Origin of the sequence: Brasilonema octagenarum UFV-OR1 (assembly GCF_963888615.1) — a bacterium.
GTDB lineage: Bacteria > Cyanobacteriota > Cyanobacteriia > Cyanobacteriales > Nostocaceae > Brasilonema > Brasilonema sennae.
The window spans coordinates 1-19,755 of record NZ_CAWPKW010000196.1 but is presented as its reverse complement, the minus strand read 5'-3'; the positions used below and the strand labels follow the sequence as shown (position 1 = coordinate 19,755).

Sequence of the window (19,755 nt, the reverse complement as noted above, 5' to 3'; positions counted from 1 at the left end):
TTTTATAGCTGAAAAAATTTTTTGATATCTCTATCCAAGGTTTTGCTTGTTGTTTGTAATTATTTACCTAACTTATTCGGAATTCCTTCGCAACCACCAGGGATAGTACCTCTAGTTTTTTCGCCTCCCCAAGCGCAGCAATAGTAACGCGCAGCCTCAGACATTCGCTGGACATCAGTGAAATTAACATCTTCTACAACAGCCCCTGTGTGTTCACCAGTTTGATAATTGGGCGGTTCAGTGCGGCTGCGGGGTGAGGCGGTTTCAGGAAAACCATAAAATAAGCGAATTCCGTTCAAATCTGCACCATCAAGTTTTGCTTCATATAATATAGTCCGGGAGAGGTTAGCTTTTACTAAGTCACAACCAGTCAGATCAGCGCGGACAAGATTTGCTTCCGAAAGATCAGTCCAACGCAAATCAGTACCACCAAGATCTGCACCAGCAAGCATCACGCCTAAATCGATGACACGCAAACCCGCCTTTCGATCTTCTGCATAACCACCATTACCATCAAGAATAGCTCGACCAAGGTGGCGATCGCGCTTCAAAGGTGTCAGCAATTTGGAACGCGAGAGAAAACGGAGAATTTTCGCTTTACCACTACCATCCACACTACTCAAAATTGCTGCTGTGCGTCCTTCAGCAATCATCCTCTCTTGGGGCCAATCTTCTAATAACCCTTCTTCATCCAATACTAAATCAGAAACACCTTGGAAATAAGAATCAATTGTCTGCTGTTGGGTAATAATATTTTGTTGAACAGTGAGCAGGTTTTGCTGAATCGTCAAGTCTTTGGAAATAACGTACTGTCGCCAAGCAACATACACCGCAATAACGGCGATGAGAATTTGTCCCAAAGCGCCAAACCATTCCGCCAGTGTTCCAGAGGCTTCCCAGTTGATTCGGCGTCCAACAGCTAAGATGCGATCGCCCAATCCACTGAACTTCACAAAGCCAATCAGACTTGCTACAAGTCCTAAAAAAGCAATAAACAGCGCCCGTTCTTGAGCCGAAAACCAATTTCGTATTCCATTTATGACTGCTGGTAACAGCACAGCTAATGAGATCAGCAAAGCTAGCAGTGTTCCCGACATACCAATCAACCAGTTATTAATGGCAATTCCGAAAAAGGTGATGGCGATCGCCACAAAGATAAACAACAAAGCCCTAGGTTTCACTGTTAGAGGTTGAGTACGTCCTTGCAGGATGGAACGTGCTTGTTGAAGAACTGCTGTATTGCGCGGAGATTGGAGAGCAGAAACTGCGGAAAGGGCTTTTTGAGTAGCGAGTTCATCTGGTACAAAGCCATTTTCACCTACGTCCTCGAAATCATCTGGTTGTAAGTTGTCTTCAAGAACAGGTTCTGGTTTACCAGACTCGGATGAGTTGGAATTGGATTCTATCGGCATTGTTATATTATCGCACCAGGACGCTTGAGTTCAACCGCTGCTTTATAGTATCTGCCAGAGGGTGGGGTTAAGCAATAGCTGCACGTAACAAGACAGGGCGATCGCTTTTTGGTGCAACCTCTTAATCAACTCAAGTTATTGAAGGTGCCAAGCAACTTCCACAAACAGATGTGCACAGTGTTCGCACGATTTGAGTAAGTTTGTATTTGATAGCTAATACCTTGGATTATTATACCGGAGAATGTAAAGATACCAAATGGGTTCTATAAGGTTTTGCGATTAGGAGTTCGCCTATCGACTTCTTTCCTAATCGCAATCATAATCTCACCCAGTGAATTTTTAAAAAGACTGTAGAAGATTTTCTTTGGGGTTCCCGATTTTGGTTGAGCTTCCACCACCTGGGTAATTAAAACTTGATTCGCCTTTGCACCAGAATAGGGAGCTACAGGTTCAATTTTCCAGTATCCTTCCAAGCTTTGCAAATCTCCATCAATTTGACGGAAATCTATGCGGCTTTTTGGAGTTTCAGTAGTAGCTGAACGGATGCGTGATTGAACATTCATTAAGAATACCTGACGCGTATCTACCTGTTCCACCACTTTCTGATTGCCATTCACCGTAATCACTTTACCCGACACAGTATTAGGCAAAAATTTAGAAAAATGATCATAATCAGTCAGCACTTCCCAAGCAATATCTTGCGAACCTGTCACCAAAATAATAGCGGTGTATTTTCCTTTATCTCCAGTGACTAAAACCTGACCATTCCTCAATTTTACCCGTTCTGAGACAGGCAATTGATCAACAGGACTATTAAATAATCCAGCACGGACAGATGGAGCAACTGCAATTGTAACCATCACTGAAAAGTGTAGTGTAAACAAACAACTACGCACAAACCCTGACTTCTGGTCATTCCCTCGATTTAAATTTGTCAATTGACATCCTCCTATCGCCAAGGTGTACGAGTAAAGCTGTGTTTTACGTTATATAATTGCCGGAGGATTATCTATGCGTTTTCCCCAGGTTCAGGCAATTCTTGCGGGCACTATAGCAGCTTTTGTATCAGTTGCACCCGTACAGGCAGAAACTTCAACTTACCAAGTGCAGTCTGGAGTCACCAGCGTCTATCATGACCTGAGTTATCTCAGCAGTATTGGGCTAAATTTGACAGGAGCGCGTAATACAGTCCAAGCAATTAATACTAACTTTTTGGTTGGCTAGCAGTGGGTACCTCATTCAATACTCATTTCACACTGTATGTTATTTACTACTATTTGATCCAGCTTTGAGATCCTCAGCTGCCAGGTGTTTTGGGGTCAGAGCGATGACTAAATCCAATTAAACCATCTTGGCGAAAGCTTTCCAAGCGTTGGGCGATAGTATCGCACCGCTTCTGAGTATTCCAGCCATCACCAAAGCTGTTGATCATCTTGGGCCAGGGCTTGGTACCCTGATCATTACGATACATTACCATCCACACCTCACCGCCGTTTTGTGTGTCGGGTTGCAAGGCGCAAGAAAAGCGGTCTTTTGAGCCGAAGGCGAATATACCTGGAGTCCAGCCAATAGCAACACCTTACGCCAAGACTAAACCAGCAACACCCGCCGCAGCACCAATAATGCCTACAGTCAAATTATTTCTGTCAAATATATGTCTTTTTTAAGACATATATTTGACAGAGATTTACACAATTTTGTGATATTTTTAACATAGGTTAACTGCGTTAGAGTATACATTTTAAATATGAAAAAACTATTAATTACTGGTGCTAGTGGTTTTTTAGGATATCATCTTTGCCAGATTGCAAAACAAGAATACTCAGTCTATGGAACTTACTTTTCTCATTCTTTAGAAATTCCAGGCATCAAAATGCTGAAAGTTGATTTGACAGATTTTCAACAACTCAAACAAATATTTACTGACTTTCAACCAACAGCCGTCATCCACACCGCTGCACTATCTCAACCAAATTTTTGTCAAACTCATGTAGAGGAATCATATGCAATCAATGTCACAGCATCCTGTAATATTGCTGGACTTTGTGCCGATGATTCTATTCCTTGCGCTTTTACATCAACAGATTTGGTTTTTGATGGTTTAAACGCTCCTTATCGTGAAACTGATCCTGTATGCCCTGTTAATATTTATGGTGAGCAAAAAGTCATGGCTGAGAAAGGTATGCTAGAACGTTATCCCATGACTGCTATTTGTCGTATGCCATTAATGTTTGGGATGGAAACACCGACAGCAACAAGCTTTATACAATCATTTATTCAGACTCTTCAAGAAGGCAAAGAATTAAATTTATTCACAGATGAATTCCGAACACCCGTCAGTGGCAAAACTGCAGCGAAAGGGTTGTTATTGGCATTAGAAAAAGTTAACGGACACATTCACTTAGGAGGGAAAGAAAGAATTTCACGCTATGATTTTGGCCGTTTATTAGTAGAGATTTTTTACATTCCTGCCAATCAACTAAAAGCGTGCCTACAGCAAGACGTAAAAATGTCAGCACCAAGACCATCTGACGTTTCTTTGGACAGTACCAAAGCTTTTAATTTAGGTTACCAACCTCTCTCCTTGAAAGAAGAATTACAAGACTTATACAAATTTCCTGCTAACCAATCTTCTTGATGAATACCGTAGATAACCGCCTCACTTCCAAACATTTCTGTCTTTCCTTCCAGTTTTTCTCCTAATCTCTGGGCAACTCTGATTGAAGCAGTATTCTGCGGACGAATTAAACTAATCACATGGGATTGCTGTAACTCACCAAAAGCATAATTCATCGTTACCTTTGCTGCTTCTGTTGCAAAACCATGTCCCCAATAAGTTCGTCGCAACGTCCAACCAATTTCAAAACCAATCCAGCCTTCAGGTTTCCAGCAGCCTATCCGCCCAATCATTTCACCGCTAGAACGTTCCTCAACAGCCCACATACCATATCCTCGTAGTTGCCAATGACCAAGCATCATTGCCATACTTCGCCAAGACTCCCAACGGGATAAAGGTTTTCCTTCGCCAATGTAGCGCATAACTTCGGGGTCGCTGCACATCTGAGTGTAAGCATCAAGGTCTTCCTCGCGAAATCCCCGTAGGATAAGACGTTGGGTTTCAAGTTGAGGAATTTGCATACGATTTAAGCACCATCCTTGTTTGTTCAGGTTGGATATGGGCTATGGGGTGTAGTGAAATTTTCCGTACCTACACTCTTACGCTTTGCAACAGAAAATTATTACATTACATCCATTTTGTAAAGCATTCTTAACAAAATGTTTAAAATATTATTTAATAACAAATTTAAATATAAAACTTAAAAATATTCAAAGAATAACTTATGACATTCTTGATATATTGTGAAACGAGCTACAAATTACGCAACGTGTAACCTTTGTCTTTCAAAGAACACATTTAGGATGTTTTGTCAAGAATTGCAGGCAAACCACAATTGACTGCAAGAAGCAACCCATAACACAAAATGTTTTCTACCTATCCCTCAATGACAGGGGATAAATTTGAAGTCAGGAAAGCAGCACGTGACGCAATTTGTAAGTAAAAAGAGTGACTTCTTGGAAGGGAATTATGTCTTACGCGCAAACCAGGACTCAGACGAAATCAGGCTACCAAGCTGGGGTAAAAGATTACAGACTAACGTATTACACCCCCGACTACACTCCAAAAGATACAGATATTTTGGCGGCATTCCGCGTAACACCCCAGCCTGGAGTTCCACCGGAAGAAGCAGGCGCTGCGGTGGCTGCTGAGTCTTCCACCGGTACCTGGACAACCGTATGGACAGACTTGCTCACCTACTTAGATCGCTACAAAGGTCGTTGTTACGACATCGAACCAGTTCCTGGCGAAGGTAACCAATTCATTGCTTACGTGGCCTATCCGTTGGATCTGTTTGAAGAAGGCTCTGTAACCAACATGTTGACCTCGATTGTAGGAAACGTGTTTGGTTTCAAAGCCCTCAAAGCGCTGCGTCTGGAAGACTTGCGGATTCCTGTTGCTTACCTCAAGACGTTCCAAGGACCTCCACATGGTATTCAAGTTGAGCGCGACAAACTGAACAAGTACGGTCGTCCTCTGTTGGGTTGTACGATTAAGCCCAAGTTGGGTTTGTCTGCTAAGAACTACGGACGCGCAGTTTATGAGTGCTTGCGTGGTGGTTTGGACTTCACCAAAGACGACGAAAACATCAACTCCGCACCATTCCAACGGTGGCGCGATCGCTTCTTATTTGTTGCTGACGCTATCCACAAAGCACAAGCGGAAACAGGTGAAATCAAAGGTCACTACTTGAACGTGACTGCTCCTACGTGCGAAGAAATGCTGAAGCGGGCAGAGTACGCTAAAGAACTCAAAATGCCCATCATCATGCACGACTACCTAACAGCAGGCTTCACCGCTAACACCACATTAGCTCGCTGGTGTCGTGACAACGGTTTGTTGTTGCACATCCACCGCGCGATGCACGCGGTTATCGACCGTCAAAAGAACCACGGTATCCACTTCCGCGTTTTGGCTAAGACTCTGCGGATGTCTGGTGGTGATCACATCCACACGGGAACCGTTGTTGGTAAATTGGAAGGCGATCGCGCAATTACAATGGGCTTCGTCGATCTACTGCGTGAAAACTATGTTGAGCAAGACAGAGAGCGCGGTATCTACTTCACCCAAGACTGGGCTTCTATGCCTGGTGTAATGGCAGTTGCTTCAGGTGGTATCCACATTTGGCATATGCCTGCACTGGTAGAAATCTTCGGTGATGACTCCGTACTGCAATTTGGTGGTGGTACTCTCGGTCACCCTTGGGGTAATGCTCCTGGCGCAGCCGCTAACCGCGTTGCCCTGGAAGCTTGTATCCAAGCTCGTAACGAAGGTCGCAACTTGGCTCGTGAAGGTAACGACGTTATCCGCGAAGCTGCTAAGTGGTCTCCTGAACTGGCAGCTGCTTGCGAACTGTGGAAGGAAATTAAGTTCGAGTTTGAATCAGTCGATACCGTCTGATCATCAAGTAAGAAGTTAAAAAGTAAAAGAAAATAATCCTTCTTTCTCATTACTTTTGACTTATTACTTCTTACCTATTCTAGGGCTGGGGTCAAGCATGGATATTAAACAAATTGCGAAGGACACAGCCAAGACGCTGCAAAGTTACCTGACTTATCAGGCACTAAAAACGGTATTGGCTCAAGTTAGCGAAACAAATCCTCCCTTGGCACTTTGGCTACAACGCTTTTCTGCTGATAAAATTCAGGATGGAGAAGCGTACGTTAAGCAACTCTTTCAAGAGAAGCCCGAATTGGCTTTGCGGATAATGACTGTTAGAGAACACATAGCGGAACAAGTTGCAGGATACTTACCCGAAATGGTTCGCACCGGTATTCAACAAGCCAATATGGAACACCGTCGCCAGCATCTTGAGCGAATGACGCAAATAAATACATCAGATCCCAGTCCTGAATCAGAAACACAAGCAACTTCAGATCCAAACATTGAACAGTGAACAGTTAACAGTGAGTAAACGCGCGTATTCGGCGTTTTCCCATGCCCAGGCGACCCGCGTTCCCGATAGCCGTAAGGCGTGGCCGAGCGCCATACGGTGAACACTTAATAACTGATAACTGATAACTGATAACTGATAACTGAATATCAACCGCAACCCATTATCATCACTTATGCAAACCTTTTCAAAAGAGCGTCGCTACGAAACCCTTTCTTATCTGCCTCCTCTCTCCGATGCTCAAATTTCCAAGCAAATCCAGTACATTCTCAACCAAGGTTACATTCCAGCCATTGAATTTAACGAGAATTCGGAGCCAACAGTATATTACTGGACTCTGTGGAAACTGCCTCTGTTTGGAGCAAGATCTACTCAAGAAGTACTAAACGAAGTCCAAGCTTGCCGTTCTCAGTACGGTAATAACTTTATCCGCGTTGTTGGTTTTGACAACATCAAGCAGTGCCAAGTTCTCAGCTTTATCGTTCACAAACCCAATAGCAGCAGATACTAAAGCTGATAAGTTGGAATTAGTTCGTAAGAGAACTGTAAATAATTGATTCATCTCCCAAAAAAAAGAGGTAGATAACTCTACCTCTGTTTTTTTACTATTTAGCTAGTGTCGCGCGCACTTTTTGTAAAGTATTAAGTAGATGCAAAAAAATTAATCATCGAACTATCTTTGTGATTCCAAGTTGTGCTTCCACTCACAGTTAAAAAAATATACGTATATTTTAAAATATAGGATTTATATTTGATTTCGGAACGGAACTTAGTACAGTGTATGTTAAGCGTTCCCTGGCTCAACGAGTTCGTTAATAAACCAAACCGATTTCCTATATAAGAAAAAGTATTTACTTAAATAAAAACAGAAAATATTTTTTATTTCAAAATGAATGAAAATTAGTTGTCAAAAAAAATAATATGATTTGAAGGAAGCCAACCAACTATCACCTGAAATCATTGTAGACTTTAGGTTGGCAGGGGTTACTCATCCCTATCAGGGATTCAAATTATTGACGAGATTTATGAGCTACTACATTTCTCCCCGCTTTCTGGATAAACTTGCAGTTCACATCACCAAAAATTATCTCGATATTCCTGGTGTTCGAGTTCCCTTAATTTTAGGAATTCACGGACGCAAAGGCGAGGGCAAGTCGTTTCAATGTGAGTTAGTCTTTGAGAAAATGGGTATTGAAGTGACTCACATATCCGGTGGCGAACTCGAAAGTCCAGATGCAGGAGATCCAGCACGTCTGATTCGTCTGCGCTATCGAGAAACAGCGGAACTCATTCGCGTGCGTGGCAGAATGTGCGTGATCATGATTAATGATTTGGATGCAGGTGCGGGACGCTTTGATGAAGGGACTCAATACACAGTCAACACTCAGTTGGTGAATGCCACACTGATGAATATTGCCGACAATCCCACAGATGTGCAACTTCCTGGTAGTTACGACGCAACGCCTTTACATCGTGTACCGATTCTGGTAACAGGTAATGATTTCTCCACTCTTTATGCGCCTTTAATTCGGGATGGTCGGATGGAGAAATTTTACTGGGACCCAGACCGAGATGAAAAAGTTGGCATTGTCGGCGGGATTTTTAGTGAAGATGGACTTTCACGTCAAGAAGTTGAAAAGTTAGTCGATACATTCCCAAATCAATCGATAGACTTTTTCAGCGCTTCGCGTGCCCGAATATATGATGAACAAATTCGCAACTTCATACATGAAACAGGAATTGAGCGGGTATCTCAACGTGTGGTTAACAGCCTTGAAGGTCCACCACAATTCAGAAAGCCTAATTTCAGCTTATCTAACTTAATTGAGATGGGCAAGTTGATGGTTGGTGAACAGCAGCGAGTCGAGAATTCTCAACTGGTGAGTCAGTATAATCGCGGCTTGTACTCTCGTAATCAATCCGCAGCTTCTGGTGGCGTGACACCAAATACTCAACCGTCAAGCGATTTGTACTCTCGTAATCAATTTGCATCTTCTGGTGGCGTGACACCAAATACTCAACCGTCAAGCGATCGCGCAAGCGAACCTGTAATATCTAATAAATTCCAGAAACAACAGGTATCGAATAGCCATTTGAGCTTAGAAGCCCAAGAACAGATACGTCAGATATTGTCTCAAGGTTACAGAATAGGTATTGAGCATGTAGATGAGCGCCGCTTCCGCATAGGTTCCTGGCAAAGTTGCATCACAAGCCCAATAACCGGCGAACAAGATGCAATATCAACTGTGGAATCCTGTCTAGGGGAATATAGCAATGAGTATGTGCGCTTGGTAAGTATTGATCCAAAGGCGAAGCGGCGGGTTCTAGAAACAATTATTCAGCGCCCCAATGGGAGAGTTGATAGTCGATGAATTATAAGCCTTGGCTTTTGACAAAACCCGTGTCTATGGCTAGCCCAGTGGTGGAACCCATAGACATAGCCTGGGCTTATAGTTTCACGGGTGAATGCCTCTTCGATTTGATAAAATTCTCCTCAAGTCAAATCGCGAAGTACTTGACACTACCCCCTCAATTGTTGCTATATTATTTAAAGACAAATTGATGGGGCGTAGCCAAGTGGTAAGGCAGCGGGTTTTGGTCCCGCCATCCCTAGGTTCGAATCCTAGCGCCCCAGTTAGAAAGAGAGAATAAGTTCGGCATCTTGGTTGAAAGCACCCTACAGCCAGTGCGCCATTTGTTATGCATGAAACAGACATTTCACTCTCACTTCCTCACTCCCTCCCTCAAGAGTGTTTCTTCGGAGCGCCCCACGGGCGGTGCACCACCCGCTACGAATGAAGCAAACACCTTTTTCCTTACACCCTTACAACGCCAGGTGCTTCAAGTCGGGAAACCCGCCCAACGCACTGGCTCCCCTTACACCCTTACACCTTTGATTGGCAGTGCAAGATCGCAATCAGTGTATACCTAAAATAAATAAAGTTAAATTAATATCATTAAATTTTATCCGGAAGAGTATTGAGTGTATAAGAATAATATACTTAAGTGCATTGCTGCGGTGTTATTAGTATTTTTTCGGGACTTCAGACAGGGTTAAAGTATCTATCACTTGGTTTAGGGTAAAACTTAAATTGCCTTAAGAGTATCAAAACTGCGCCATTCACTAATGGGTTCACCAACGTTGATGTTAATATCAAACAATTTGGTACTTGAGCACATTAGATAAATGTATACCAAGGTTTAGCTCGAAAGCGTGCAACTACGGAAAACCACAACTTAGAGAAGTTACTAAGGCTATGCTGAAGTCAGACAAATATCCTCACCCGTTGTCACAAGCCTACACAGCCCAGTCAAATGAAGAAGGTGGATTGAATCTCGGTCAAGTTGGGGCAACTCTACGGCGTCGCGCATTATTGATTGCTGGTGTAACAGGCGTGATAGCCACAGCAGCCGTGTTGAAGGCAGAAACAGATCCCCCAGTGTATCAAGGTCGGTTTGAGATTTTAACAAAGCCTGTGACTGGTGAGGGTCGGGCAGTAGCCAATATCCCTCAAAGCCTGAGTTCACAACAAGGAATAGCATCTCCTGAGTTAACAGAACCAGTTATAACGACGATTCAAGTTTTAGAAAGTCGTAAAGTGCTAGACAAAGTTGTCGAAGAGCTTCAGGAGAAGTACAAAACTAAATATCCGAAGCTAGATTACGACTCAATAGTCGGCGGCTTACAAATAGCATCCGGAAAACCAAACATCTTAGAAGTCACATACACATCTGCAGACAAGGAACTAGTTCGCGATGTCTTAACTAAACTTCAAAAAACTTACGTGGAGTATAGTGTCAACGAGCGTCTAGAGGATGTGAATCAGGCAATTAGCTTTGTTAGACAGCAAGAACAGCCTTTAGAGAATCGGGTTAGAGCTTGGCAAGAAAGACAGCGAATCATTCGACAAAGGCATGACTTGGTTGAACCAGCACAGAAAGCTCAAGAAATTTCTCAACAAATCGCGACTTTAACCCAACAACAAGCAGAAAATCGCGTACAGCTAGAACAAATGCTAGCTACCTATGAAGATTTAAAACGGGAGTTAGCCCAACAGCCAGGTGAAAGGGCTGGGAATTCGGTGCTGAGCGAAAACGCTCGCTACCAAAAAATATTGGATCAAATCCAAACAGTAGACATTGATCTCAAAAAAGCAGGAGCAAAATTCACAAATGAAAACCCCAGTTTGCAATACTTAGAGGGGCAGAAAGCAAATCTGCTGCCAATGCTAGCTGGGGAAGAAAACCGGGTGAAAAAAGATTATCAAAGCCGTATCCGGACCTTGCAAGCACGTGATAAATCTTTGGGAGACAAAATTGCTTATTTCAATAATTACCTCAGAAATTTAGCAGTTGTGATTCGTGAATACGATGATATTCAGCGGAACTTAAAGATTGCGACTGAAGGTCTAATTCAATTTTCAGCTAAAAAACAAGCATTGCAGATTGAGCAAGCTTTGAGATCGCCCTCCTGGAAGTTACTCGATCCCAAACTAGAGGAAGTCAATGAACCAAAAACTGGCCCAGGCAGTGCCAAACGAAACTTAGCTTTGGGGACACTGTTAGGTTTGCTGCTGGGTACAGGTGCAGCTTTAGTTGCAGATAAGCTTAGCAACGTTCTATACTCTTCCAAAGACCTCAAGGAATCGACTGGATTACCGCTACTAGGAGTCGTTCCCTTAAGAAAAGAAATAGGAGCACTAGCTTGGCAAGAAACATCTGGTGGAATGCAACAAGCAGCCAAAGCATCCTTTTTTGAAGTTTTTCGCTCTCTTTACACCAATATTCTTCTTCTAAGCTCAGATACACCGATTCGTTCACTCGTCATCAGTTCAGCGGCTAAGGAAGATGGTAAGACGACTGTAGCTATACACCTAGCGCTCGCAGCCGCAGCAATGGGGCAGCGAGTACTACTGGTAGATGCAAATCTACGCTCTCCCACAATCCATAATCGTGTCGGTCTGATGAATATTCAGGGATTAACCGATGTCATTGCACAAGATCTAGACTGGAACAATGTGATTGAGCGATCGCCCTTAGAAGACAACCTGTTTGTTCTCAGTGCTGGTCCAATTCCGCCTGACTCAATTAGATTGCTTGCATCTCACAAAATGCAGGATTTAATGAGTGACTTACAAGCTTCTTTTGATTTGGTAATCTACGACACGCCACCTTTGGTGGGTTTTGCAGATGCTAACCTACTGGCTGCTAATACCAATGGACTGGTACTAGTCGCAGGATTAGGAAAGCTAAAACGTACCATATTCCAACAAGCTTTAGACGATCTGCAAATGTCTGGTACACCGATTTTAGGAGTGATAGCTAATAAGTCCAAAGATACCACGCCTGCCTCATATAGCTATTACCAACAGTATTACAAGCACAGCATGAGTAGTGAAAGAATTGGAGATGATGATAGTATTGACTTCACTCATTCCAGGTCTAGTTCATCTTCTTTTAGAAACAGTAGAAGAAACTCATAAAGCCTCGTGGGATGTGTGGAAACCAGCATGTTGTGTTTGAGCGAGTCAGACACAACTGTTTTTTGCAGATCAGAAAAAACAAGGCGCGGGGGACGGAATTTGACTCGCAAACAGAGCACCGGATTTCTGTCTGTAGCGCCTCCGCGCTTTAGCTACGCCAGTTCCCAAAGCGCGGGAAATTCTTCTGTTCCGACTAGCTTAACTTTGTTCAAAATTCTCTGTTTGCCCTCAGACAGAAATTCAGAGCATTGTGTGAACGCGATGGAATTGTTTACCAAGAGCAAGAACAATCTTACTCAATCCAGCAAGTCAGGTTGCTGACGGACAATCATGTCATACAGTGACTGGAAATTGAACCAACCCATGAAATGTGACCCAACTTGACGAGAAGTCAGACTAGCAGTGTCGGGGTTAATCAGCACTGGCTTTCCTGCTGCTTGGGCCATCAACTGCGATTGACAGCAGCGATCCATTGTGATAAACCACCATGCTGCTTCATCAACTGAACGACCAACACTCAGTAAGCCGTGGTTGCGAAGAATCGCCGCTTTCTTTTGTCCCAGAGTATTGGCAATACGCTGACTTTCTTCCAAATCCAGCACCATCCCAGTATAGTCCTCAAACAAAGCGTGGTCTTCATAGAAAGCACAAGCGTCTTGAGTCAACGGATCAAGAAGACGTCCCAAGGTTGACCAGGTTTTGCCGTACACGGAATGTGTGTGAGCAGCCCCTACTACATCTGGTCGCGCTTGGTGGATTTGAGAGTGTATGGCGAAAGCAGCAGCGTTTACTGGCTTATCACCCTCAACGACCTCACCCTTATCGTTGACCAGTAGCAGGTCCGAAACTCGGATATGACCAAAGTACATCCCAAAAGGATTTACCCAAAAGTGGTCATGGAACTCAGGGTCACGAGCAGTGATGTGTCCAGCAACACCTTCATCAAAACCGTAACGAGCAAACAAACGAAAGGCAGCAGCTAAACGCTGTTTGCGATGGAGACGCTCATCTTCCACACGCTCAAACTCAGGTGGATGTGGAAGTTGCCCAGCCAGACACTGTTTGCGATGGAGACGCTCATCTTCCACACGCTCAAACTCAGGTGGATGGGGAAGTTCCCCTTTGGATAATTTTGAGGGATCTATTGTGAGCATAATTTTATCTCCTCATCAACTTAAGGGAAATGTAGCAACAAAACTTTTCTTAAAGAAAATATTTAAACTTTCGTAAAATTGTATTATTATCTAATATGATTTTAATACAAAAACCTTTTCGTGTCAAAATATTGTTGGTTTACAAGTTTTGAAAAGAAAGCTCACAAAAATGAAATATCTATAACCGGAAGTCTGCATTTTCTAAATTGAAATGCCTTTATGCGATCGCATTAAAATAACATGGCGCTTTTGAAGTTACAACAATAGTCGTTATACTATATTAATACGAAGTAAAAAAATCAAAATCCTCATATCTTGACAAGAATTTGACGCCAAAAAAGAAACCCAATTTATTGAGGTAATTGGGTTTCTTAAGATATAACTTATTGACTAAAAAGTATGAAGAATAAAGGAGAATTTTTTCAAAATTTATACTTTATCCTTTCCTCAAAATCTACCTAAACTTTCTGTACTGGCGCGGCCACGGTCCCCAAATACAATACGTAATACCAACACCTTGAGTGTTGACAAATAACGTGTCACCATAAGGAGAAAAGCAAGCACCCGCAAACTCGCTGTTATCAGGTTCGCCATTACGATCTGGTCTAACAATGGCGTTACGTGCAAACTGATAAAGCTCACCCTTTTGATTGACTCCGACAACGAATTGTTCACCACCACCATCTTCACAAAGGAAAAGGTCTCCGAAGGGTGCAACAGTAATGTTGTCAGGTTCATCAAGGAGTTCTCCGCTAGGGGAAGCCTCAACAAATAATGTAATTGTTTCTTCTCTAGGATTATAAATCCACACTTGACCATTGCCGTACGTACTATCTACAGCAGGCGGACCGCCTTGAGTGGAGATGAAATAGATCAGATTGTTATCGTACCAAGCTCCTTCACCTCGATAGAAGATGGCTGCACCTTTAGATTGAGCTTCTTTACGGACAGTATCTTGTACAGGATCAACATCTTCTATTTGAACCCATTCTACAGGTAAAGGCTGACCGACAGGAACTAACCCTTCAGCGCCTCCAGCGTTGTTAGAATTATTAGATGTGTTTAGTGTGGGCTTATTTTTGATCACTAAAGCATAAAGAGTGCCGCCTTGGGCCAATTGTCCAGGCGCATTTGCTTTTCCTACAGCAGGTACAAAACGATAAAAACAGCTATCTCCTCTATCTTCAGTTTCGTAGATGTAGCCTGTCTTTGGATCTAGTGCGATCGCTTCATGGCTAAAGCGTCCCATCGCTTTTAATGGTATAGGATCGGCTAAACCAATTTTGGAACTAGCAGGAACTTCAAAGTTGTAGCCATGTGGTACCCCTGTACTGCTCTGGCTGAAGGTTTCTTCACAACTGATCCAGCTTCCCCAAGGTGTTGGACCGCCAGCACAGTTGCGAATTGTGCCAGCTAGAGAACCAAAGTGTTTCAACAACTCACGATTTTGTCCTACAACAAGAGTCGTCGTACCACCTGAATTAATTTGGTCATATTTTTTATCACTAGGTGCTATGACTCCCCTAGTATTACCAAACTTATTTTCATTCGCGTCTAGTTCATGATTGCGAACTAGGATAACACTTCTTCCAGGACCACGGAAAGCAGCCATACCATCATGATCACCAGGGACAGGATTACCATCACTCATAGTTTGACCAGTGATTGAGATAGCAGTGTAATTGAAACCAGGTGGAAGCTCAAGAAGCGGAATATTCCTGAGATCACCGATCACGGTGTTAGCTAGCTCTGCATGATTCACAGCTAGTTTAGGTTGGAGTGGACCAAACCCAGCTCCGGATACTCCTTCACCACGAGCAATCCTAGCATAGAAAGCTTCTAGCGGAGAAATAGCCGTAACACCAGCAGCAGTTGCTCCAGCCAGCGTCAAAAACCTACGTCGTGAGAAAGCCACTCGCTTATTTCCTTTCAACTTTTATACCAGAAAAATTTATCAATTCATAGTTAACGACAAGTGAAGAAACAGTAAAAAGAACTATTTACGTAATAAATCTTTGGGTTTTGAAAAGTTATGTTTTAGCTACCTGAGACGACTGTTTATACACAAAAGAAAATCGCTCATTGCTGCTTATTTTTAGCAATTAGCGATGGCAAGGAGCATAACTGTATTGCAATAATCCTTTGTATCATCTGCAATTATCTAGGCTCACAAAGTGTTTGCCTCAAAGGTGTAATGCTTCTTTGAAGCAGCCCCTTGAGCGATATCGCATTAACACTTACCTTGAATATTTTTATTAGATACTTTGTCAATAGAATTAACAAAGTATAACTTTTGAGTAGAGAAAATAACACAGTGTTATATTTCAGTTAATTATATAACAGTACACTAGTACTGTTAATGAGATTTAATGGTCAATATTGATGCTAAAAGCTTCCATCTTATTTTCACGCTATGTAGATAATACTAACTTCCATAGTCCCTTAAGCAATACCCGGGAAGAATTCCTAAATTTAAGCAAAAAAATTAAAAGATATTAGCGTTATGATTTATCCAGAGTATTAAGTTGCAAAATCTGGAGTGCCTTCATGACAGCCGATTTAACTTCCCTTGCCTCAGGTGATTTTGTCACTGTACTCTCACTCGCTGCAACTGCGTATCAAGGACAGAGAAATGAGCGCCCTGATCCTGAAGTCGTGGTCAATGCTTTGCTGCAAGCGGAAAAAGCAGCTAAACAGCAACACCTGACGTATCCTTTTGAGTCCTTGGTTGGTGAATGGCGACTATGCTTTGTCACTGGAACCAAAAAAGTCAGAAATCAAGCCGGAATTGTCTTGGGCAAAGGTTTTTATATCCCGAAATTGGCTCCAACTTATATTTCCTTTGACACCACGCCAGCTGTAGATGAAACTCCAAGCAGAGAGGGAATTGGCAATTCAGTTCAATTTGGTTTTGTTTCTTTGAAGCTTAAAGGTCCAGCACAATATTCAGAGAAGAAAAACTTCTTGGCGTTTGACTTTCTCCAGATGCAAATCAGTCTATTTGGTCGTGTGATTTACAGCGGTCAGATTCGAGGCGGTAAAACTGGGGCGGAGAATTTTTATACTCAACCTGTAGCGAAACTACCCTTCTTTGCGTTTTTCTTAGTCACACAAGACTTGATTGCAGCTAGCGGTCGTGGAGGTGGGCTAGCACTGTGGATTCGAGAAAATTGAACTTAGTTAAATACAATATCCTCAACCCAAGTAAATCATACCAAAGTCTCTACCACCAAATAGAGGAGACATCAATAAAGTAAATGATAGTCTAGAAAAATATTACGACTACAAACCAAATATTCATAGTGCGCAAGGAGATCTTTCACTTTGAATAAATCAGCACTCATAATCCCCTTACTAGCATTTGTTATGCTACTGCCGGTAAGTACATTCGGTCGTGCTCATGCTTCAACCAATAATTCTGCAAATACGTCCTCTTTTAACCTGAGTTCTCAAAAATGGAAAAATCGCGTACTACTAGTGTTTGCTCCCTCTAGTAGCAATCCTGCTTATCAAAAGCAGATGCAACTGTTTGACAAGTATAAATCAAGTTTTCGTGAGCGGGATTTAGTTCTTGTTCAAGTTGTTGCAAACGGCAAGAGTTTTGCTAACACAGAGCAAATAGATCCGGCGGCGGCGACTAGGTTGCGCGATCGCCTAAAAGTCAGTAACCAAGATTTTTGTGTTGTCTTGGTGGGTAAAGACGGTGGTGTCAAGCGTCGTGATACAACTCCTATCCAAGCAAAAGCTATTTTTAACGAAATTGATGCCATGCCCATGCGAAGACAGGAAATGCGAGAACGAGGCAGTTAACAATTCAAAAATAAACTAATGTCCCGCTCCTTTGAGCTGTTCGTAACATTACTTGGTTAAGAAGAACGCAGAACACAGAAAATCCCCACGGATTCTATTTGTGGGGATTTTACAAGGAAACATTTTTGCTTCCACGGATCAATTCGGGAGGCAGTGCGGTTTTAGGCTCTAGCCGGGGAGTTATTTCTTCGGTCATATTTAAATTTGACGCAAATATTTTAGATACTAAAGTTTTTACCAGAAACAGAAGAGACATTAACAAAGTCGATGATACGGTAGAACAAATATTCACACCTAGAAATTTAACGTCAGATGTTTCCAGTGTTTGTACGTCGTTTTTGGCTTTCGTTTGGAGTGGTTATTCTGCTTTCGTTTATGTTGCTTCCAGTCAAAGCACAAGAACCATCTCTAACCCCTTTATCTCCAAGCATCACTGAGTCTTCCTCACAGCAACTTGAGCAACAAATTCATCAAACCTCACCGCTTGCAGATGGCATGATGAAAGTAAGCGCTGTTGTCACTACGGGGCAGCCCAATACTTCATTATTTCAACAGCAGTTACAAAATCTCGATATTTCAGCCGCTCAAGGTAGGGTTGGTATTGGAGTTTTGGATCTTAATAACGGTCAAACCTGGTTTCTCAATGGTAAGCAGCGCTTTCCCATGCAAAGCGTGTATAAGCTTCCTTCTGCCATAGCCGTGTTAAAACAAGTAGACGAGGGCAAGATTTCGCTCAGGCAATTAGTCACGATTATGCGTCGGGATCTTGCTCCTGGATGGAGTCCTATCATCAAAGAATTCAGAGGTGATAGAGTACAGATCCCACTGCGAAACGTTCTAGAACGTTCTGTGGGAATAAGTGACAACACAGCAGCTGACGCTTTGGTGCGATTGCTTGGTGGAACTAAGCAAGTGAATGCTATTTTACGCAAGCTGCAAATTCGCAACATCAGCGTTGATCGATTAGAACAACAGCTACAGCCCCAAAGTGTGGGACTCAAAAACTTTCAACCGGAATTAGCTGACGAACAAAAATACAAGGAAGCTGTGGAAAAGATTCCAGATCGCGATAAGAAAGCTGCTTTGGAAAACTATCTTCGCGACTCACGAGATACTGCAACTCCTGAAGCTATGGTTGACCTTTTGGCAAGGCTACGCTCAAATCAGTTATTGTCCGAGAACTCTACCGCTTTGTTGCTAAAGATAATGACCGATTCTCCAACGGGACAGAAGCGGCTAAAAGCAGGGCTACCCAATAATTGGTCGATCGCACACAAGACTGGTACGGGTGCAGATGTTCTTGGGATAAATACTGCAACAAATGACGTTGGGATTGCTAGTTCACCGGATGGAAAGCGTGTGGCGATCGCCGTATTCATCGCCGGATCAAAAGCTCCTGAGGAAGTGCGCGAGAAAGTGATGTCCGACATCGCCTCAGCAGTGATAAAGGCGGTGCAATAAACTTCAGTTGAAAATACCAGGGCAAGCATTCGTCATGTTAATGGTCATATTTACATGAGTCATATTTACATGATCCTAAGGACTGGATGATTCAATATATTCGATAGGACAAGGCAGACACTACTCAGGCATAGCAGAGGAATGGTGATCAACAATTAGCCAGTCGTTGCCATCATGGCGATAGACGAACGAGTAACGTGCCACAACCTTTTCAGGTTTACCATTCTTGATTATGTTGAAGCTGTAGACACCCGAGTTGATGGCGAACAGCTTGTCAATGATGCGGACGTTTTGTTCAAGGATTGTACCTTTAGGCTTGTATTTGAGGAAATGCTCGAAGTAGTCTCTCATTTGTGAATGAGTGCTCCGCACCTTATTAGATACCGTTGGCAGGAGCACACCATCTTTTGCGTAGAGCTTCACTACTTCATCAGGATTTTCTGTTTGCAAAGCAGCATTCCATTTGTCAAAGAGCGCGGCGATATCCCGCTCTTTAGGCCCCACAGCAACTTGCTGTAAAGTTGTGCTTGCTGCTGTTCTATATGATTGAGTTTGAGCAGATGCCTTTGCAACGGTTAGCATAGTTTCACCAACAGAAGTCATCGTTAAAAGCGCTAAGGCACTCAGCTGTTTGTTGAATTTAAACATAATTTACTCCTTAAAGTTTTAGTTTATTTGCTTAGTACAACTTGTCATTAATAGGAGTCGGAAATCAAAATTATGCTAAGACAGGGAAATGAATTATCTCTTAAACCTATTCCGAGCACCTTTTATGTCTTGTTAGTTCTCAATTTCTTCCCAAACAGCACTGCTCTAGATCTGATAAATGTCATCACCTCAGAACAAGTTGTAGAAGCTGCAAGAAATGCTGTTGCTCATGACTTTATCAGTGAATTAGCCCACGGCTACGAAACAAATGTTGGAG

19 protein-coding genes and 1 tRNA gene are annotated in these 19,755 nt (G+C 42.7%); 13 read left to right on the top strand and 7 right to left on the bottom strand.

Going from position 1 to position 19,755, the window contains the following annotated elements; translation table 11 throughout:
- Positions 1–59 precede the first annotated feature (59 nt).
- The gene (locus AC5590_RS14365) at positions 60–1,412 is read right to left on the bottom strand and encodes a pentapeptide repeat-containing protein (RefSeq protein WP_169264315.1); all 1,353 of its coding nucleotides are present in this window, start codon (positions 1,410–1,412) and stop codon (positions 60–62) included.
- A gap of 263 nt (positions 1,413–1,675) precedes the next feature.
- Complete coding sequence (locus tag AC5590_RS14360) at positions 1,676–2,272, bottom strand: SRPBCC family protein (RefSeq protein WP_169264314.1); 597 nt, start codon at positions 2,270–2,272, stop codon at positions 1,676–1,678.
- A 151-nt stretch (positions 2,273–2,423) separates the two neighbouring features.
- Here AC5590_RS14360 and AC5590_RS14355 point away from each other — a divergent pair, with 151 nt between their 5' ends.
- On the top strand, positions 2,424–2,636 hold the full coding sequence (locus AC5590_RS14355; protein WP_169264313.1) for a hypothetical protein: 213 nt from the start codon (positions 2,424–2,426) through the stop codon (positions 2,634–2,636).
- A 73-nt stretch (positions 2,637–2,709) separates the two neighbouring features.
- Here the strand turns inward: AC5590_RS14355 and AC5590_RS14350 are convergent, their stop codons facing one another.
- Positions 2,710–2,964, bottom strand: coding sequence for a COP23 domain-containing protein (locus AC5590_RS14350; protein WP_256379404.1), 255 nt, complete (start codon positions 2,962–2,964; stop codon positions 2,710–2,712).
- A gap of 195 nt (positions 2,965–3,159) precedes the next feature.
- On the opposite strand from AC5590_RS14350, the gene AC5590_RS14345 reads away from it, so the two are divergent.
- Positions 3,160–4,050: an SDR family oxidoreductase gene (locus AC5590_RS14345; protein WP_169264311.1), complete on the top strand. Its 891-nt coding sequence runs from the start codon at positions 3,160–3,162 to the stop codon at positions 4,048–4,050.
- Here AC5590_RS14345 and AC5590_RS14340 read toward each other — a convergent pair.
- Complete coding sequence (locus AC5590_RS14340) at positions 3,981–4,550, bottom strand: GNAT family N-acetyltransferase (protein ID WP_169264310.1); 570 nt, start codon at positions 4,548–4,550, stop codon at positions 3,981–3,983. The genes AC5590_RS14345 and AC5590_RS14340 overlap by 70 nt on opposite strands.
- Positions 4,551–4,998: 448 nt before the next feature.
- Here AC5590_RS14340 and AC5590_RS14335 point away from each other — a divergent pair, with 448 nt between their 5' ends.
- From AC5590_RS14335 to AC5590_RS14305, 7 genes are all read left to right on the top strand, one after another.
- The gene (locus AC5590_RS14335; RefSeq protein ID WP_169264309.1) at positions 4,999–6,429 is read left to right on the top strand and encodes a form I ribulose bisphosphate carboxylase large subunit; all 1,431 of its coding nucleotides are present in this window, start codon (positions 4,999–5,001) and stop codon (positions 6,427–6,429) included.
- Positions 6,430–6,526: 97 nt separating this feature from the next.
- Positions 6,527–6,925 (top strand): RuBisCO chaperone RbcX, encoded by a 399-nt coding sequence (gene rcbX, locus AC5590_RS14330; RefSeq protein ID WP_169264308.1) that lies wholly within the window; start codon positions 6,527–6,529, stop codon positions 6,923–6,925.
- Between the two features lie 172 nt (positions 6,926–7,097).
- Entirely contained in the window at positions 7,098–7,433 is a 336-nt protein-coding gene (locus tag AC5590_RS14325; RefSeq protein ID WP_169264307.1) for a ribulose bisphosphate carboxylase small subunit, read from the top strand.
- Positions 7,434–7,947: 514 nt separating this feature from the next.
- Complete coding sequence (locus tag AC5590_RS14320; protein ID WP_169264306.1) at positions 7,948–9,294, top strand: RuBisCO small subunit-like domain-containing protein; 1,347 nt, start codon at positions 7,948–7,950, stop codon at positions 9,292–9,294.
- Positions 9,295–9,485: 191 nt separating this feature from the next.
- Positions 9,486–9,557 (top strand) — tRNA-Gln (locus AC5590_RS14315).
- Between the two features lie 69 nt (positions 9,558–9,626).
- Entirely contained in the window at positions 9,627–9,854 is a 228-nt protein-coding gene (locus AC5590_RS14310; protein ID WP_169264305.1) for a hypothetical protein, read from the top strand.
- Positions 9,855–10,179: 325 nt separating this feature from the next.
- The gene (locus AC5590_RS14305; protein ID WP_169264304.1) at positions 10,180–12,405 is read left to right on the top strand and encodes a GumC family protein; all 2,226 of its coding nucleotides are present in this window, start codon (positions 10,180–10,182) and stop codon (positions 12,403–12,405) included.
- Between the two features lie 296 nt (positions 12,406–12,701).
- Here AC5590_RS14305 and AC5590_RS14300 read toward each other — a convergent pair whose 3' ends face one another.
- On the bottom strand, positions 12,702–13,559 hold the full coding sequence (locus AC5590_RS14300) for a class II aldolase/adducin family protein (protein ID WP_169264303.1): 858 nt from the start codon (positions 13,557–13,559) through the stop codon (positions 12,702–12,704).
- 454 nt (positions 13,560–14,013) lie between these two features.
- Complete coding sequence (locus AC5590_RS14295; protein ID WP_169264302.1) at positions 14,014–15,474, bottom strand: alkaline phosphatase PhoX; 1,461 nt, start codon at positions 15,472–15,474, stop codon at positions 14,014–14,016.
- 632 nt (positions 15,475–16,106) lie between these two features.
- Here AC5590_RS14295 and AC5590_RS14290 point away from each other — a divergent pair.
- The 3 genes from AC5590_RS14290 to bla all read left to right on the top strand — a co-directional run bounded on the left by AC5590_RS14290 (position 16,107) and on the right by bla (position 18,830).
- Positions 16,107–16,733, top strand: coding sequence for a hypothetical protein (locus tag AC5590_RS14290; RefSeq protein WP_169264301.1), 627 nt, complete (start codon positions 16,107–16,109; stop codon positions 16,731–16,733).
- Positions 16,734–16,883: 150 nt separating this feature from the next.
- Positions 16,884–17,369 carry a DUF4174 domain-containing protein gene (locus tag AC5590_RS14285; protein WP_211178364.1) on the top strand — a complete coding sequence of 162 codons (486 nt, stop codon included), beginning with the start codon at positions 16,884–16,886 and terminating at the stop codon, positions 17,367–17,369.
- A 312-nt stretch (positions 17,370–17,681) separates the two neighbouring features.
- On the top strand, positions 17,682–18,830 hold the full coding sequence (gene bla / locus AC5590_RS14280; RefSeq protein WP_169264300.1) for a class A beta-lactamase: 1,149 nt from the start codon (positions 17,682–17,684) through the stop codon (positions 18,828–18,830).
- 120 nt (positions 18,831–18,950) lie between these two features.
- Here the strand turns inward: bla and AC5590_RS14275 are convergent, their stop codons facing one another.
- Complete coding sequence (locus AC5590_RS14275; protein WP_169264299.1) at positions 18,951–19,478, bottom strand: SgcJ/EcaC family oxidoreductase; 528 nt, start codon at positions 19,476–19,478, stop codon at positions 18,951–18,953.
- A 72-nt stretch (positions 19,479–19,550) separates the two neighbouring features.
- Between AC5590_RS14275 and AC5590_RS14270 the strand changes: the two genes are divergently transcribed.
- Positions 19,551–19,755: hypothetical protein (locus tag AC5590_RS14270; protein ID WP_169264298.1), on the top strand; the 205-nt coding region annotated here is incomplete at its 3' end.